Below are 19,474 nucleotides of genomic sequence, written 5' to 3'. Positions count from 1 at the left end.
TCCTATGGTCCTGATCAGGACGTATTCGCAACGATCTCCCAGGAAGATCGTTGCGAATACGCTTTATACACGACGCATACATGCTTCATACACGACGTATATACGACGCATCGCCGGACTTAAACAGCGTAACGCCCGGATCAATCTGCACCTCCTCCCCTGGTTAAAATCCGATTAAAATGGCCTTAAACTTCCTTAAGGCACCACGTTATCCAGTTACCCAAATATATATTTGTATCTGAAATACTATGATCAGGCTTTTTGCATACATATTACTCTTTATTCACATCAACACGACGATGTTCATCCCGGTAGTGGATGAGAGAGACGTATATGACGCCTCCGGCCGCCAGATCAATGATATCAACACCTTCATGGAGCTGATCGACCAGGTAATACTGGGCAATACGGACGTGACACGCCAAGACGAAGACGACGACCTTGCACATTATTTTACAGGTGCAGGCATCACGACTTACGTTCCCAACACGCAAGAGGTTACCCTCAACAGGGAAGAACCATCCGTTACCGATCTGGCAGTGGCCTATCCCCGGGCGCTCGTACAGAAAATAAGCACTGTTGCTTACGATATACTTATTCCCCCACCGAAGGCATAAACTGCCATACTATCCGATTTAAAAGATCTCTGCACGCCACTACCTATGGCAGTCTTCATTGACTGGCTATAAACCTTTATGTGCCTGTAGTATTGATCTCTTCATGTCTCATTTCACATCATTATCATTCTAAACGATTCTATATGCCTAGTAAGGACTTTAATGTAGCATCACTTTACCGGTTCCTTACCTGCTGTTTGTTCTTGCTCATCGCCGGTATTTCGGCCAATGCACAGGATACGTTACACCTCACCATCCAGGATGCAGAAAAACAGTTCCTTGACAGGAACCTGCAACTGCTGGCGGAGAAGTATAATGTATCTATCGCGAAAGCACAGATCATTCAAGCCAGGTTATACAATAATCCTAATCTTACCCTCAGTGGTAATATCTATAATCCTGACAGGAAAAAGTTTTTCGATATCAGCAATCAGACAGGCCAGTATGAGGTAGGTATACAACAACTGATCTCACTCGCAGGCAAAAGGAACAAACAGGTCCAGCTGGCCCGTACTAATGCGGACATGGCGGAGAATGCGTTCTTTGATCTGTTGCGTACGCTCCGTTTTACACTTCGCAGTAATTTCTACCAGGCCTATTACCTGCAAAGTTCTATGAATGCATATGGAGAGCAGATCGCTACCCTGGAGAAGATGGACGCTGCTTATAAGGACCTCCAGCAAAAGGGACTTGTTACGCTGAAAGATGCGGTACGCCTCCGGTCTTTATTGTATAGTCTCCGGGCCGAGCGCACCAATATGCAGAATCAGCTGAACGATCAGGAAGCGGAGTTGCAGTTGTTGCTACAGAACAATCATACCTGGTTCGTGCCTGATATGCCTGACAATGCTGTTGAAGGTATTCCTGAAATAAGGCAAACCAGTTTAGCAAGCCTGGTGGATAGCGCGTATGTCAACAGACAAGACCTCCTGCTTGCGCAGAACAGCCTTCAATACAATCAGCAGAATTACAGCTTGCAGAAAGCGATGGCAGTACCCGATCTTACACTGGGCGCCAACTTCGATAAACGAGGCAGCTTTGTGAACAATGCGACCTTCCTGAATATGGGTATCGACCTGCCCTTCTTTAACCGCAATCAGGGAAATATTAAAGCTGCAAAGTTCAGTATCGACCAGACCAAACTACTGGTGCAGCAACAAACACAGGCAGTAGAGAATGAAGTACAGACCGCATATGTGAAGGCTGTCAATACCGACAAGATGCTGGAGTCCGTTGATCCTGCTTTCCGCGGACAGTTCGAGCAACTGTTACGAAGCATCACGGATAATTTTATGAAGAAGAATATCAGTCTGCTGGAACTGACAGATTTCTATGATTCTTATAAAGAAAATATCCTTCAGCTGAACCAACTGCAAAATGCGAGGATGCAGGCGATAGAGACGCTCAACTTCGCGATCGGTAAAACCTTGTTCAATAAATAACAGAAACAGTCATGAAACCATTTATATATCTTCTTCCCGTTGCTTTTGTATGTATGCTTTCTGCCTGCGGCTCACATGAACCGGAGGTTAAAAAAGACGACGCTCCTATTTCCGATAGCCTCTTCAAACATGTGGAAACTGCTGCTGCGAAGATGGAAGAGCCATCAGAAAATATAAAACTGAATGGTAAGATACAACCCGATGAAAGCAAGGAATCTAAAGTATATGCCCTCGTAAGCGGTAAGATAAAAAGTGTGCAGGTGGAACTGGGCGACTATGTAAAACAAGGTCAGGTGCTGGCAGTATTACAAAGCTCGGAAGTAGCCGGTATCACGAACGATGTATCCATTGCAGAGTCGAGTCTTGAGATGGCAAAGAAGAGCGTGGAAACACAGAAATCCCTCTTTGAAGGCGGCCTGGCAACACAACAGGATTACCTCTCTGCTCAGATAGAATACAAGAAAGCGCAATCAGAACTGAACAGGGCGCGGCAGGTAGCTAATATCACAGGTGGCAGCAGTGCGGCTTACACATTGAAAGCGCCTATCAGCGGTTATGTGATCGAAAAGAATATTTCCAACAATTCTGAAGTAAGGCAGGACAACAGCAACAGTCTCTTCACCATTGCAGATCTATCGACCGTATGGATCATTGCAAACGTGTATGAATCAGACATTGCAAATATTCGCCTGGGCGATGATGTGAAAGTTAAAACGCTGTCTAACCCAGACAAGGAATACCAGGGCAAAATAGACAAGGTATACAATGTGCTTGATCCTGCTAACCGTACCATGCAGGTACGTATCAGCATGGCTAACACCAACGGGGAACTGAAACCTGAAATGTTTGCTACCGTTAAAGTGAGTGCCAAGCCGACAGGAGCAGTTCTCAGCATTCCAGCCAAAGCAATGGTGATGGACAACAGTAAACAGTATGTGATCGTAAAGAAACCAACAGGTCTGGAAATACGCCAGATCAACCTGTTGCGCAGGATCGACGACCGTGCTTTTATATCCGGTTTGCAGGAAGGAGAACTGGTGGTTACCAGCTCACAGGTTTTTATTTATGATGCCCTTAACCTTAACTAGCCAAGCAGCAACTTATGCAGAAGATAATAAAATCAGTCATTGCCTTTTCGCTGAAGAACAGGCTCTTCATAGGTTTTGCCACAATTGTCCTCATCATATGGGGGATAATTGCTTTCAGGAACATACCTATTGAAGCATTTCCGGATGTAACAAATACGCAGATAACCATCATTACACAATGGCCTGGCAGAAGTGCCGAAGAAGTGGAGAAGTTTGTGACGGTCCCCATTGAAATAGCCATGAACCCGGTACAGAAAAAGACGTCAGTACGTTCTACCACTGTATTCGGACTATCGGTAGTGAAAGTGATCTTTGATGATAATGTAGATGATGCCTTTGCCCGTCAGCAGGTCAACAACATGCTGCGCGACGTGGAGGTACCCGATGGTGCAGAACCGGATGTACAGCCACCTACAGGGCCTACGGGAGAGATCTTCCGTTATACGCTGGACAGTAAAACCAAAACCGTTAAGGAATTGAAAACACTCCAGGACTGGGTGATAGAACGCCGCCTGCTGAATGTTCCCGGTGTTGGTGACGTAGTAAGCTTTGGTGGTGAAGTGAAAACGTACGAGATCACTGTCAATCCGCAGAAGCTGGCTTCGTATGATATTACGCCCCTGGATGTTTACAATGCGATCTCCAAAAGTAATATCAATGTAGGCGGTGATGTGATCGTAGACAATTCGCAGGCTTATGTTGTGCGCGGTATCGGGCTGCTGAACAATGCGGAAGAGATCGGGAATATCATTGTCGACAACATTAACAATACGCCTATCCTGGTGAAGGATATTGCGCAGGTGGACGTGTCGGCATTGCCCCGCCTGGGCCAGGTGGGCCGTGATAAACAGAACGATGTAGTGGAAGGCATCATTGTGATGCGCAAGGGCGAGAACCCCAGCGATGTGATCAAACGTGTACAGGAAAGGATCGATTATCTGAATGCAAAGGTATTGCCTGCCGATGTGAAGATCAACACGTTCTACAATCGTGATAACCTGATAGAATTCGCCACACATACCGTGTTACATAACATGCTGGAGGGGATCATCTTTGTAACGGTGATCGTGTTCCTGTTCATGGCCGACTGGCGTACTACCGTGATCGTTGCTATTGTGATACCGCTGGCATTGTTGTTTGCATTCATCTGTCTGACGTTGAAAGGCATGTCGGCTAACCTGTTATCGATGGGGGCGATTGACTTCGGTATCATCATTGACGGCGCCGTTGTGATGGTGGAAGGGATCTTTGTATTGCTTGACCATAAGCAGCATCAGCTGGGGATGGAGCGATTCAACAAGCTGTCTAAACTGGGGCTTATCAAGAACACCGGCGGAGAACTGGGTAAGGCGATCTTCTTCTCCAAACTGATCATCATTGCCGGTTTACTACCTATCTTCTCTTTCGAGAAAGTGGAAGGTAAAATGTTCTCTCCCCTGGCCTGGACATTAGGGTTTGCATTGCTGGGCGCATTGCTGCTCACGCTTACACTGATACCATTATTAAGCAGTATCCTGTTGCGGAAGAACGTAAGGGAGAAACACAATGTATTTGTCGAGTGGATCACAAATGGTGTGATGAAGCTCTTCTCCCGCACTTATCGTAATAAACGCCTGTCACTCATTATAGCAGGTGCACTGGTAGTTGTCGGCCTTTTCAGTTTCAAGTTCCTGGGAAGTGAGTTCCTGCCTGAACTGGATGAAGGTGCGATCTATATCAGGGCCACTTGTCCGCTGAGCGTTTCGCTGGATGAATCCAAAGTATTGGCTAACAAGATGCGCCGCATTATCCTGGCATTTCCGGAAGTGAAACAGGTGATGTCTCAGACAGGCCGTCCGAACGACGGTACCGATGCTACAGGTTTTTATAACATTGAGTTCCATGTGGATATCTATCCGAAGAAGCAATGGAAAAGCGGGATGACGAAAGAAGAGCTGATCGATAAGATGCAGAAGCAGCTGGAAGTATATCCTGGAGTGAACCTGAACTTCTCGCAACCGATCATGGATAACGTGGAAGAAGCGGTATCGGGAGTTAAGGGATCGCTTTGTGTGAAGATCTACGGGGACAGTCTGACATATACGGAAGCTAAAGCGAACCAGGTATATGATATCATGAAAAAGATAGAGGGTGTTGAAGATCTGGGTGTTATCAGAAATATCGGTCAACCTGAAATGAGAATTGACCTTGATGAAAATAAAATGGCCCTTTATGGCGTTACTACAGCAGACGCGAACGCTATCATTGAAATGGCGATCGGCGGTAAGGCTATTACGCAAATTTACGAGGGAGAGCGCAAATTCCAGTTGCGTTTACGTTATGAAGAGAAATACCGCAACAACGCAGAAGCAATCAGTAATTTAATGGTCCCTACCCTACGCGGCGCCAGGGTGCCTATTAAGAACATTGCCACGATCCGGACATTGACGGGACCGAGCATTATTTTCAGGGACGATAACAGACGGTATACGGCCGTTAAATTCTCTATCCGCGGACGTGATATGGGAAGCGTTATTGCAGAAGCACAGGGCAAAGTCGATAAACAAGTAAAACTGGATAAGGGCTATGAAATGCAGTGGGCTGGCGACTTCGAAAACCAGCAGCGTGCAACCAAACGCCTGACGCAGGTAGTGCCTATCAGCCTCCTGATCATTTTCCTGATCCTGTTCATCATGTTCGGAAACGTAAAGGACGCAGGGATGGTTTTATTAAACGTACCATTTGCAATTATCGGGGGGATTGCCGCATTGCTGATAACGGGTACTAACTTCAGTATCTCTGCCGGTATCGGGTTCATTGCATTGTTCGGTATCTGTATACAAAACGGCGTAATACTGATATCGGTATTCAAGAATAATATGCAGATGGTGAAGCGGCGTGAATTTAATCATCACACTCTTGAAATAGCAATACGTGATGGCGTACGTACGAGAGTACGCCCGGTGGTCATGACGGCGTTGATGGCAGCTATCGGCTTATTGCCAGCAGCGTTATCCAGGGGTATTGGTTCTGAGACTTCCAAACCTTTGGCGATCGTAGTAATCGGTGGCTTGATCACTGCCACCATACTCACGCTGCTGGTGTTCCCATTGTTCTTCTACCTGGGTTACAGAAAGGTAGGACAGAAAATGGATTGATTGGTACTGTGCGAAAAAAAAGAAGCCGTCTCAATAATTAATTGAGGCGGCTTTTCTTATTAATATTGTCAAACACAGGCTCCGCATCAAAAGCAATTGCGGCTCCTTCTATTTGATGATATTGTTGATTACAATTATAACAGTATGCTATTCTTTCTTTAAAACTATGCTTGTTATCTTCTTAATATTTTCCTCCTGATAGCCGTCAAAGCGTTCAATGATCACTCCTTTAGGATCGATTAAGAAAGATGTCGGCATTCCCTGGACATCATAAAGCGTTTTTATTTTTCCTGTCGTACCCATCATATCCGATACATTATACCATACGATCCCATCTTCCCGCGCGGCTGCCTCCCAGTCATTCCGGTTAAGATCCAATGAGAAGTTCACAATATTCATTTGCTTGCGAAGTGTTCCATATATTTTGGCTATTTCCTTGTTCTCTTTGCGGCAGGGACCGCAGTACAAGCTTCCGAACGCCAGGTAGATATATTTGCCCTTAAGATCTGAAAGTTTGAAAGGTTCGCCCTGGATGGAACGTACTTCAAAATCCGTGAACTGTTCACCAATTTGTGCCAGTCTTTCACTGGCATAAATTTTTAAAGCATTCGCTTTAGCAGTTTTTTTAAGCGTTTCCGGCAAATTGTTGTACAACAGCATGACGGAGTCTTTAGAAATTAGTTTACGATTCCGGTATACAATGTCCAGCCCGAGGTATGAGTCGATGTGTCTGCGACCAAACGCTACATAAATATCTGAGTACGTGTCTTGTGCCTCATTGAAGATCTTAATCAACCGCGCTCTTTCTTCCTTACTACCGTATAGTTTGTTGTTCAGACTATCAAGCGCACTGGTATAAGTGCTTTCATAACTGCGCTGCAGGTTATTTAACTCATTTTGCAATGATTGCTCCCTTCCGCCCTGGGCAGTATAATTCAATTTCATGGCTTTAAGCGGCGACTTGAAGGTCATTGCTACATTTTCGACCTGAACGATTGCATATTCGCCCGCGCATTGTATCCAACAGCCTGTAGGTTCTGTAACATGACCTTTTAAAGTAAAGGCGCCATTTTGGGTTAAGGCAGAATCAATGATCTTTTGCCCTTCGATGTCCACCAATACAACCCTGGCGCCATCTTGCGCTCCACTTATATTGCCTGTGAGCACAAAACCAGGAGCTGACCTGTCCTGCGCGTGGATACTGGCACAAATCAACATCAACATACATAACAAAACCTGCCTTAAAGATTTAATGGAATTATTCATAACGTATATAACTCCAACAATTATAAGACTATTATTGTAATTACGCAACTACAATTACCGGGGTTCTAACATATACCTCCTTTTTATGACAGATCCGGCATTAGTTAGTTTTTTTTTTGAGTTCTTCCGGCATCTCCTCCCATCCATCAAAGGGCGGCTTAATTACAGATGTATCAACAGCTATAGAAAAGTCCATTTCTGACCATCGTGGAAAGAAGGACACGTAACGCACCAGGAAATAACTGCCCACTCTCTCCTTTTTATCAATAGAACCGCCATGCTGATGGCGGTACAGTTTCCCTTTAACACTAAATTCAAAACATACATCAACCGAGCCTCTTGAAGAGCTTACAATTCCTTTAGTAGCACCGATAGTATAACGATGGCTTACCTTTACCGCAATCACGCCTGCAATCCAATACAGCAGGAAAAATACTATAAGTGCAAGTACGGTCAAATAGGTATACCCTATGATCTTATCTTTCATATTCGGTTCAATACTTATAACCCTGCAAATAATAACAACACCATCAACAGGAGTCAAGCTCTTTTAAAATGGCAACAAAGATAACACCATAGCTTTTCACTGCAATTACCTCGATATAATAAACCTCACATCCTTACTTTCACTTTCTGTAATAATTCTGAAAATGAATGTGCCTGTGGTCGTTCCTCCTACAGAGAATGAATCATCCACCTGTAATGTCGGTGCATATTGCTTCTTACCTGCGATAATACCATTCATATCATATACGTAAGCAACGATCTGCTGTTTCCTGTTGAGTTTTATTTTAAAGTTGAAATTACCGTTGTTAGGATTAGGTGACAATGTCACCGTGTCTATTACATGTACAGGCATGGTGTAACCTGGCCCCGCATTCGGATCATATTTTCCTATCTCAAGTTCTTTACGCAATGTGTAAGTACAGGAACCGAATGTAGCCGCCATCTCTACCCAGTAATTTCCCGGATCAGTGAATTTAATAAGCGGAGTACCGTTTTCAATCCCGAGTAGTACAGCTGCAGGATCATAACTCCAGCTCACCTGATCGGGTGCAGGTACATTGATCTCCTTGATGACAAGTGTATCGAAGGCATTCCTGCGGGAAGCCACCAGGAAGTTGATATCAGGTTTGGTGTTGGCTTTACTGAGTATTACGTCCTGGTTTACAGCGCAGTTATGGGCATCCTGTACAGCAATATGGTAATTGCCGGCCGTCAGTCCGGAGAAGGTACCTGCATCCTGCCAGCTGCCGTGATCAAGACTATACTGGTAAGGGGTAGTACCGCCTGTTACAAGTGCACTAATAGTTCCATCACTTAATCCGTCACACACAGGAGGCGCTGTGACCTGTAGCTCTACTGGTTCCGGTTGTGAAACAGTATAAGTAAGTACCTGTTTGCAACCTTTACTATCTGTAACAGTAACGGTATAATCGCCTGCTGTAAGATTTCCTGCACCTGTACCGGAGATAGCGGCTGTATTCCATTGGTAGCTATAAATGCCATCTCCCCCACTCACCTGTATCTGTAATGCGCCGTTAGATTCTCCGTAGCAGTTCACCGCTGTGATATCTGCCGTAGAAGATAAAGATGGATACCGGGAAGTAAGTGTTATGGTGATATCTGTAATACAACCTGCTGCGTCTTTTATACGAAGTTGATAATCATTTGCAATGAGATCATTGAACACAGGATCGTTCTGCCAGGGCTTGCCATCAATAGCGTATGTATATGGCGAAGTACCGCCATCCGGAGACACAGTGATCTGTCCGATAGGATCTGCACCGCAACCTCCGTGTTCTTTACTGCTGACTGTTAATCCCAGTATAGCAGCAGGTTCCGTCATATTGATCTGCTTTGTAACGATACAGCCACGTCCATCCTTTACATGGAGATAATGGGTACCTGCAGTAATGTGCTCAACAAGAGGGTTTGTACTATAAGGATCATTATCCAACGAAAACATATACCCATTATAGTTACCACCGTTGCCACCTGTAGCTGTTATCTGTGCAAAACCGTTATCATTGCCTTTGCAGGATATGTTAAAGCCTACATAATCAGACAATGTATACGTGAAGTTAACTGGTGCTGATGGCAGAATGATCTCGTAGGTTGCAGGAGCATTCACCGTACATCCGTGACCATCTGACAAACGAAGTTTATAAGTACCTGCTGTATGAATGTCGGTGGTAGCGGTAAAGGGAGCGTATGTTCGTCCGCCGTCGAGCGACCATTCATATAAATAAACGCCTGTACCTCCTGTGCCCGTCATATCGATGTGTGCGCCCTCTGCAAGACATACGGCATCATGTACTGTGATACCGGCGATCTTCACTTCAGTTGCAATCTGAACGATGCTTTCGGTGGATGTTATGGTACATCCTGTTGCCTTATTATCAGTAATAATCACACGGTAAGTGCCAGCAGTTAAGTCTTTAATTTGTGTATCAGTGCTGAACCAGCGGGTATTATCGGTCCAGGTACCATTCTTCAGTTCCTGCCAGTTATAGCTATAATTACCAGAACCGCCATTTACCACTGCTTTGATCAATGCATCTGTTTCACCATAACAACTGATCGGCGTCTGTTCCAGGGTTACTTCCAGCGGCGCACGCTGAAAGACAGGAATGATCTTATCGGCCCTGTCGTCACAGGTATTACCCTGATTCTTAACAGAGACGGTATAATTACCTGCAGTCAATCCGGAGAAAGTACCGGTAGTATTTGTGGTAAGCGGAACGTTATCTTTTGACAGCGTGTAATCGTATTGTCCTGAACCACCAATAGCAGTGCATACCAGGCTACCATCATTTCCACCGAAACAATTAATAGAGTCCACAGGCGCGATGTTAACGGTAAGTGGTATGAGCGTGCTTAGTATAACGGTACTATCCCAACCGGGACAATTGATATCACCGTTGAGCACTTCTGCTTTATAGATACCACCCGGCAGATCAGTAAACTTATAACGATCTGTAGTAACAGGGCCGGATGTCAGTAATAAGGTATCATTACGGTAAAGATTAAATGCATAATGCGCCACGGTTCCTCCGGTTGCACTGGCCTGTATATCGATACTGCCATCACCGGGAGAAGCGCACAATGGCGAGGCGCCTACCAGGTAGCCGTTTACAAGTGGCGGCTGAGTAATGATAATATCTCCCGTGACAGGTACTTCCGTATTACAGGTACTATTCCTTACCTGGACCTTGTAGGTGCCTGGACGCAGGTTATCCCAACGTTTGGTTTTCCCTGTTCCCGGCAGGTTATCTTCAATGATCTGGCTGTTATATAACAGCGTAAAGGTATACAAGCCATCGGGGTCTGCGCCGGTAGCTGTAACCTGTATCGTGCCGTCGTTGCCGTTATAACAGCTTACATTTTTATGCTGACCTACATCTTCAGCAACTTTCAGTTCGTCCAATCCGGGAACAACGATCGTATAAGGCGTAAAACAGTTTCCTTCATTCTGGCCCGGGTTCAATATCCAGAGTGTATATGTATTTGCGGCCAGTCCCTGGATATTGATACCGCCTGCAACGGGCACCTCTCCGTCACTCCATCTATCGATATCGCCACAATTTGAATTCGGGTCGCTTGGGTCACAAGGACCGGTAACTATATTAGGACGTAACAACCATTTCATTTGCGAAGACCCGCTGATAATAGCGCTACCGGGGATGGAGATAGCACCGGTCTCCTTTCCTTTACAGGAAGCTTTTTCATCGATCGCATTAAGACTGGTGAGCCTGGGCGCCGCAGGAAGGATCTCTATAGGATCGGAAGGCGGGCTATAGGGAGAATACATTGGGAGACTAAGCGATTCATATTTTATTTTGTAACGGTACTGGAATCTTACCATCTGCTTGCCAGTACGCGTTTCCGGGATCTCGTCAGCAGGAATAGTGATCCTGGCTTCTACAATAGTTTCGTACATGTTCTGCCAGCCACCGCCATTAAGCGAATATTGCCATTCTACCGTTTTTGTCATGAATCTATCTGACGAGCCAACTGTGCTACCAGCAACTGTAAAGTTTACTGACTGATTCGCGCAGATCGTTTTATTGAAGGAAGTACTCTGAAGCGGAGCGGGTGTGACCATGGGGATGGCAAAACGGGTTACTACCGCTAAGGACGGGTCGGGCGTTCCATTAACAAGCGGTGTAACCTTATATGCCGGCAGGCTGGTGAGAAAATTATTGTTCCCCAATTCGCTCTCTACGACGGGATAATATGTTGACCCTGCCCCCCAGTCTTCCGGTGTCATTATCACCGGCCAATATTCAACGCCGGCACCCAGGTAGGTTATACCATTAAAAGGGTACGTGACACCTGTTGCTTTATATAAACGGTGGCGGCCGTTCATAGCATAAAAGCCGGGATAATATATTTGCTCGTTAATACCGACAGGATACAAGGCACTGCTAACGTCCTGGAAGATCAGAAAAACATCAACTAAAGGATGATATTCCTGTGCCTTTGCCTTGCCGGGCGATAAGCAGGACCATATCAAAGCAATCAACAAAATAATCCGTGCAGTATATGCGGTGCGGAATAAACGACATGACGATAAAGTCGACGGGAATAACCGTGTAAAGGTATAAGGGCTCGAATGATGTACAGACATAGGGTAACAGCGTATATTCGGTGTACTGTTTTAAGCAAATCAACCTAAATATAAGCTATCGAACACATAGAAAGAAAAATAATATCACTGTGTAATGCAAGTACCTGGCAATCAATATTTGTATTCATTGATTGAAGTACTAGTACACAGTGATATAAAAAGTGCTTTAGCTGTTTATCGGCTATCTTGAAATAATAAACCTTACGTCTTTACTCTCGCTTTCAGTAATAATTCTGAGGATGAATGTGCCTGTTACACTACCTCCGACAACAAATGAATCATCCACCTGTAATGTCGGCGCATATTGCTTCTTACCGGCTATGATACCGTTCATATCATATACATAGGCGACTATCTGCTGTTTCCTGTTGAGTTTTATTTTAAAGTTGAAGTTACCATTGTTTGGATTGGGAGAGAGTGTGACCGTGTCTATAACATGTACAGGTACACTATAACCTGGTCCTGCATTGGGGTCATAAACACCTATCTCCAGTTCTTTACGCAGGGTATAAGTGCAGCTACCAAATGTGGCCGCCATTTCGACCCAGTAAGTACCAGAATCAGTGAATTTAATAAGCGGACTACCATTTTCACCGCCGAGGGATATTGCTGCCGGATGATAACTCCAGCTTACATTATCGGGTGCAGGTACGTTGATCTCCTTGATGACAAGGGTATCAAAGGCATTCTTGCGGGAAGCCACCAAGAAATTGATATCGGGTTTAACATTCGCTTTGGCGAGTGTTACATCCTGCTCCACAGCACAATGATGTGCATCCTGTACAGCAATATGATAATTGCCGGAAGGCAGTCCGGAGAACGTGCCTGCGGGCAACCAGCTGCTGTGGTCAAGGCTATACTGGTAAGGTGTAGTACCGCCTGTTATAAGTGCGCTGATACTGCCATCACTCAGTCCGTCACATACGGGCGGAGCGGTGATCGCTAGTTCTAATGGTTCCGGTTGAGATACGGTATAAGTAAGTACTTGTTTGCAGCCTTTGCTATCAGTAACAGTAACATCATAATCGCCTGCTGCAATATTCTCTGCTCCTGTTCCGGCGATGGCAGGTGTATTCCATTGGTAGGCATAGATACCATCACCACCGCTTACTGTGATCCGCAAGGCGCCATTTGATTCGCCATAACAGTTCACATCTGTAATAGCTGCTGTCGCAGATAATGATGGGTATAAAGAGGTCAGCGTAGTAGTAATACCCGTGATACAGCCGGTAGCGTCTTTTACGCTAAGGTTGTAGTCTTCAGCAATGAGCCCGTTGAATACAGGATCAATCTGCCAGGGTTTATCGTCGATAGCATAGGTATAAGGTGAAGAACCACCTTGCGGAGCTACTGTGATATTTCCGATAGGATCAGCGCCGCAACCATTATGTTCCTGGCTGGTGATCGTTAATGCCAGTACAGCGGCGGGTTCAGTCATATTGATCTCATGCGTTACGATACAACCGCGGCCATCCTTCACATGGAGATAATGTGTACCGGCCGTGATGTGCTCAATAAGCGGGTTTGTACCGTAAGGATGATCATCCAACGAATACATATATCCGTTATAGTTACCACCGTTGCCGCCGGTAGCTGTGATCTGTGCAAAGCCGTTATCATTGCCTTTACAGGAAATATTGAAGCCTGCATAATCAGACAGTTTATAAGTAAAACCGATAGGTGCTGATGGTAAACTGATATCGTAGGTGGCCGGGGCATTCACTGTACATCCATGCCCGTCTGACAATCGGAGACGATAGTTACCGGCAGTGTTGATGTCTGTTGTATCAGTGAAAGCGGTGTAATTTCCTCCGTTAGCAGACCACTCGCATAAATAGTTTCCTGTCCCTCCTGTGCCGGTCATATCGATATGAGCGCCATCGGCGAGGCACACGGCATCATGTACTGTGATGCTGTTGATCTTTACTTCAGTTGCAATGTTAACAATGCTTTCGGCGGAAGTCACGCTACAACCTGTAGCTTTATTATCAGTAATAATTACACGGTAAGTACCGGCAGACAATTCTTTAATCAGGGTGTCAGCAGGATACCAGTAAGGACCGGTCACCCAGTTATTATTTTCCAGTTGCTGCCAGTTGTAATGATAGCTACCCGAACCTCCCTTCACCAGCGCATTGATGCGCGCATCTGTTTCACCATAACAACTGATGGGTGTTTGTACCGGATCAACCTCCAGCGGTGCACGTTGAAAGATAGAGATGTGTTGTATATCCCTGTCGTTACAGGTATTATTTTGATTTTTTAAAGTAACGATGTAGTCACCGGCGGAAAGTCCTTCGAAAGTACCGGTGATATTGGTCTCAACAGCAATACCATCTTTAGAAAGTATGTATTCATATAGTTCCGATCCACCGATGGCGGTACATACCAGTTTACCGTCGGTACCACCAAAACATTTAATGGAATCTACAGGTGCAATGTTAAGTGTAAGTGGTATGAGAGGACGTAATGTAACGGTGCTGTCCCAGCCAGGACAGTTTACATCATTGTTGACCACTTCTGCTTTGTAGGTCCCTCCCGGCAGGTCGGTGAACTTGTAGCGACTGCCATTAACCGGTCCGGATTCACTGAACAGCGAATCATTGCGATAGAGCCTGAAAGCATAATTGGCGACGCTTCCACCGATCGCGCCGGCTTGTATATCAATACTACCATCGCCGGGAGAAGCACATCGTGGTGAGTCAGCAACCAGATAAGCGGTTACGAATGCAGGCTGACTGATAACAATATCACCGGTGGCTGCGGCCTCGGTATTACAGGTACTGTTCTTCACTTGTACTTTATAAGTGGCGGCGCGCAGGTTATCCCAACGTATCCTGTTACCTGTTCCAGGGACACTATCAGCGATGAGCGTATCGTTGCGTAATAGCGTAAAGGTATAATTGCCATTAGTATTTGCACCGGCTGCTACTACTTCAATAGTACCGTCGTTCCCGTTATAGCAACCTACATTTTTATGTTGGCCCATATCTTCACTTACACTCAGTGTATCAAGGCCACGGATCTTAATTGTATAGGGCGTAAAGCAATTCCCTTCGTTCTCTCCGGGGTTCAAGATCCACAGTGAATAAGTGTTTGCAGTCAGACCCTGAATGTCGATGCCACCTGATACGGGCACGACGCCATCGCTCTGCCTGTCAATATCACCGCAATTTGAATTAGGGTCCGTTGGGTCGCAGGGGCCGGTTACAACATTGGGTCGCAGCAACCATTTCATGTCAGCAAACCCGCTGCTGATGGCGCTACCGGCAATATGAACCGAGCCTGTGCCTGTGGTCTTACAGGAAGGAATTGTATCTATAAGATTAGTATTAGTGAGTCTGGGAGCTGCCGGAAGGATCTCTATAGGGTCAGATGGAGCGGACCAGGCTGAATAATAGTCTCCACTCCTGTAATTCATTTTAAACCGGTAGTGGAACCTGAGCGTACGTTTGCCGGTCCTGACAGCCGGGATCAGGTCTGCGGGTGTAAACTGTGTAAGATCTTCGGCTGTTGAGGGCATTGTTACCCAGGCGCCGCCATTCACCTGGTACTCCCATTCTACCGTTTTTTTTAGGAAATCATCAGAATACGCCCAGACGTTATTGTATGAGGTGAGATAGATGAATTCATCTGCACAGATCGTTTTATTTAAAAAAGTGCTTTGAAGTGGTGACAGAGCAGGCATTACTATCATGAAGCGCGCCCGGAATGATCCGACTGGCATACTCATATCATACCTGGTACAGGTATATGAGGGAAGGTCCATATTAATGTTCCCGTTATCGGCTGCGGCCTCCGTCATAGGATACATCCAGTTACGCGAGCCGGATTCGTTGGATGAAGAAATGATCGTGAGATAGTCCACGCCGAGTCCCTGCCATTGGATCTGTGTGATAGGAAACTGTACATCGGTGGCTTTGTAGATGTAGTTGCCGCCGTTACTGCCAATAAAGTCAAGTGGGTGTTTGTCAGAGTTTGCGCCGTCAATGTAGAGCAAACTACCTGTACTGGTAGAAGTTTCTACAAATACATAAACATCTACAACAGGATATGGATATACCTGCGCCATTGTTTTGCCAGGCGATAAACAGGACCATATCATGATAAATAGAAAAACTATCCGCGCAGGATATTTCATAAATAGAACGTAGCGTAAGGACATTCGTGTAATGGTACCAGGGTTCATGTGATGTACGGGTATAGGGCAACAGCGTGAAATTCTTGTACTGTCTTTTATAAAATGGAGGTTAAATTAAGTAAGTGGATACATAGAAAGAAATATAATATCACATTCAGATACAAACAACTGGAAATCAATCCCGGCATTTTTGAAATGAAGTATTAGTACGCAGAAATGGGATGTAAGGGAATAATATCAACGAGTTTTCAACGAATAAAACATAATGGCGGGAGGCTTGTTAAGTATGAATGACAGGCTGTTGTCTATTCAACAATTTTCCTTACATTCATCAAAACGTATACGTAATCCCAAGATCATCCTAAATCGCCACAGTATGAAGAACTACTTACAACTCACCTGTTTGTGTGCCCTATTGTTGCTCATGAACCTATCTTCTGCCGTCTATGGGCAGCAACAACAGACAGTAACAGGTACTGTAACAGACAAGACGACGGGCAGTCCCTTACCGGGGGTTACTGTCAGTGTCAAAGGCTCTCTTGCCGGTACCATCACAGATGGTAGCGGAAATTTCAGATTCAACACGAACCGCCAGTTCCCTATCACACTGGTATTCTCTTCTGTAGGGTACGCCAGTGCGCCTATAGTGGTGAACAGTGCAGGCAGTATTACTGTGCAACTCGCTTCGACGGAGATCCTGGGAGAAGAGATCGTTGTAGCCGCCAGCCGTGTATCTCAAAGTATACTGGAGTCGCCGGTATCTATTGAGAAACTAAATGCGACGGCCATACGGGAATCTCCTACCCCTAGTTTCTATGATGCCCTTCCTTCCCTGAAAGGCGTTGAATCCAGCGTACAGAGCCTTACCTTCCGTACCATTACTACCAGGGGGTTCAACACCAATGGTAACACCCGCTTTAACCAGCTGATGGATGGTATGGACAACCAGGCGCCAGGCCTGAACTTTTCGGTGGGCAACATTGTCGGCATTTCCGAACTGGACGTAGCCAGTGTGGAACTGCTTCCAGGTGCATCTTCCGCCCTGTATGGCGCGGGAGGAATGAACGGTACATTGCTGATGACCAGTAAAAGTCCGTTCGACTACCAGGGACTAAGCCTGAAACTACAGGGAGGCATTAACCATGTAGGGAAGAAACAACAGAATGAAATCGGCTTCATTCCCGATATCACGGCACGTTATGCCAAAGCCTTTGGTAAGTTCGCTTTCAAGCTCAATTTCGGGTACATGCGGGCGGACGACTGGCAGGCAATTGACTCTACAAATTTCGACAGGCTGAACCTGCGTACGAAAGCAGGCTTCTCACATGCTACAGATCCTAACTACGACGGTGTCAACGTTTATGGTGATGAGATCACCAATACTTTTGGTGCAACCGGAGGCCTTCTCAACGGACAAGCTGTTTCCCGTACAGGATACAGTGAAAGGGACCTGGTGGATTACAGCACGCACAGTTTGAAAACAGGCGCAGCATTTCATTACAAGATCACAGACAATACGGAGGCCATCGTGCAGGGCAACTGGGGAACAGGTACTACTGTGTATACAGGTTCTGACCGTTATTCACTCCGTAAATTCAACCTGGGTCAGTATAAAATAGAAGTAAGAGGCAAACGCTTCTTTGTACGCGGCTATACTACACAGGAACGTTCAGGAGAAGCATACAACGCCACAGCGCTTGGTACTATTCTGAATGAGGCTTATAACCCCAGCGTAGTCAGAGATGGTAGCGGCAATGTTGTAGGCGGATGGTTCGCTGAATATGCAACTGTTTACAACCAGGCCAGGGCGGGCGTTTTCCCTGGAGCACCAGGTGTAAAAACTGATGCGCAGGCACATGCCATTGCAAGAAGTTATGCTGACAGGAACAGACTGGCGCCAGGTAGCGCGGGCTTCGAACAGGCTAAAGAAACCATCACCGGCAATTATATCGGCTTTGGCCCCGGCAGGAACGGAGCTAAGTTCAATGATAAAACGAACCTGTACCACTATGAAGGCTTCTATGATCTTACAGATCATCTGAAGGTACTGGAAGTACAGGCAGGCGCATCTTTCCGCAGGTATTCCCTGAACTCTGACGGTACCATTTTCGATGACGCGGATGGCCGTATCAAGATCGATGAAGTAGGCGCATATCTGCAGGTGGGTAAGAAACTGGTGAACGACAGGATCAAACTGACGGGATCTATCCGTTACGATAAGAACGAGAATTTTGACGGCCGCTTCACACCACGTATATCCGGTGTGTTTACTGTGGCTCCCCGTCACAATATCCGTTTGTCATTCCAGACGGCTTACCGCAACCCTACGAACCAGGACCAGTACATCGACCTGCCTATCCGCGCCAATACCCGTCTGATAGGCGGCTTACCGGAACTGCTGACCAAGTATGATCTCTACAACAATAAAGGTTATACGCAAGCCAGCGTACAGCGTTACGCAGCAACAGGAGATCCTACCCAGCTGCAGCAATACACATTTGGTAAGTTCAAACCGGAAAGCGTAAGTGCTTATGAGATCGGGTATAAGGGTCTCATACAGAACCGCCTGTTAATAGACGCTTACTACTATTACAGCGCTTATAAGAACTTCCTGTCATACACAGCACTGATACAGCCTACCGTACCGCTGCCACAGGACCCTGCCCTCAACAGTGCAAGGATCTTTGCCACTTATGTGAACAATCCTGAAAAGGTGAAATCGCAGGGTGGAGCATTGGGACTGGATTACCTGATCAATAGCTGGACACTGTCCGGTAACTTCTCTTACAACGACCTTACCGGCGATGAAGGAGATCTTGACAATAACTTCAATACGCCTAAATACCGTTTCAATCTTGGTCTTGCCAATAAAAACATCGCGAAGAATTTAGGCTTTAACGTAATGTACCGCTGGCAGGATGCCTTTGTATGGAGTTCCAGCTTCGTAAAAGGAACAGTATCCGCCTATGGTACAATAGACGCACAGGTGAATTACAGGATCCCAAAGATCAGGGGAACTATCAAGGTGGGAGGTTCTAACGTTACAAACCATTATTTCCAGACGTCTTTTGGTAACCCTAAAGCAGGGGGTATCTACTACGTAGCTATCTTATTCGACGATCTGTTGAAATAAGCTTATAATCAATTATT

At 45.8% G+C, this 19,474-nt stretch carries 9 protein-coding genes; 5 read left to right on the top strand and 4 right to left on the bottom strand.

Annotated elements, in window-relative coordinates:
* The first annotated feature begins 248 nt into the window (after window positions 1-248).
* The 4 genes from C7475_RS01615 to C7475_RS01600 all read left to right on the top strand — a co-directional run bounded on the left by C7475_RS01615 (window position 249) and on the right by C7475_RS01600 (window position 6,284).
* Complete coding sequence (locus tag C7475_RS01615) at window positions 249-617, top strand: hypothetical protein (protein ID WP_146217436.1); 369 nt, start codon at window positions 249-251, stop codon at window positions 615-617.
* A 143-nt stretch (window positions 618-760) separates the two neighbouring features.
* Window positions 761-2,059, top strand: coding sequence for a TolC family protein (locus C7475_RS01610; protein ID WP_110050342.1), 1,299 nt, complete (start codon window positions 761-763; stop codon window positions 2,057-2,059).
* Window positions 2,060-2,070: 11 nt separating this feature from the next.
* On the top strand, window positions 2,071-3,147 hold the full coding sequence (locus C7475_RS01605; protein WP_110050340.1) for an efflux RND transporter periplasmic adaptor subunit: 1,077 nt from the start codon (window positions 2,071-2,073) through the stop codon (window positions 3,145-3,147).
* A 14-nt stretch (window positions 3,148-3,161) separates the two neighbouring features.
* Window positions 3,162-6,284, top strand: a complete 3,123-nt coding sequence (locus C7475_RS01600) for an efflux RND transporter permease subunit (protein ID WP_110050338.1) — start codon at window positions 3,162-3,164, stop codon at window positions 6,282-6,284.
* 147 nt (window positions 6,285-6,431) lie between these two features.
* Here the strand turns inward: C7475_RS01600 and C7475_RS01595 are convergent, their stop codons facing one another.
* From C7475_RS01595 to C7475_RS01580, 4 genes are all read right to left on the bottom strand, one after another.
* Window positions 6,432-7,508: a TlpA disulfide reductase family protein gene (locus tag C7475_RS01595; RefSeq protein ID WP_158286386.1), complete on the bottom strand. Its 1,077-nt coding sequence runs from the start codon at window positions 7,506-7,508 to the stop codon at window positions 6,432-6,434.
* A 142-nt stretch (window positions 7,509-7,650) separates the two neighbouring features.
* A complete protein-coding gene (locus tag C7475_RS01590) occupies window positions 7,651-8,037 on the bottom strand; it encodes a hypothetical protein (protein ID WP_110050333.1) in 387 nt (128 codons plus the stop codon).
* A 105-nt stretch (window positions 8,038-8,142) separates the two neighbouring features.
* Window positions 8,143-12,069, bottom strand: coding sequence for a SprB repeat-containing protein (locus tag C7475_RS01585; RefSeq protein ID WP_158286385.1), 3,927 nt, complete (start codon window positions 12,067-12,069; stop codon window positions 8,143-8,145).
* A gap of 295 nt (window positions 12,070-12,364) precedes the next feature.
* Complete coding sequence (locus tag C7475_RS01580) at window positions 12,365-16,288, bottom strand: SprB repeat-containing protein (protein WP_158286384.1); 3,924 nt, start codon at window positions 16,286-16,288, stop codon at window positions 12,365-12,367.
* A gap of 412 nt (window positions 16,289-16,700) precedes the next feature.
* Here C7475_RS01580 and C7475_RS01575 point away from each other — a divergent pair, with 412 nt between their 5' ends.
* On the top strand, window positions 16,701-19,457 hold the full coding sequence (locus C7475_RS01575; RefSeq protein ID WP_110052784.1) for a TonB-dependent receptor: 2,757 nt from the start codon (window positions 16,701-16,703) through the stop codon (window positions 19,455-19,457).
* The last annotated feature ends 17 nt before the right edge of the window (window positions 19,458-19,474 follow it).

Source organism: Chitinophaga sp. S165, assembly GCF_003182155.1.
In the GTDB taxonomy this organism is placed as follows: domain Bacteria; phylum Bacteroidota; class Bacteroidia; order Chitinophagales; family Chitinophagaceae; genus Chitinophaga.
This window is presented reverse-complemented; position numbering and strand designations above follow the sequence as displayed.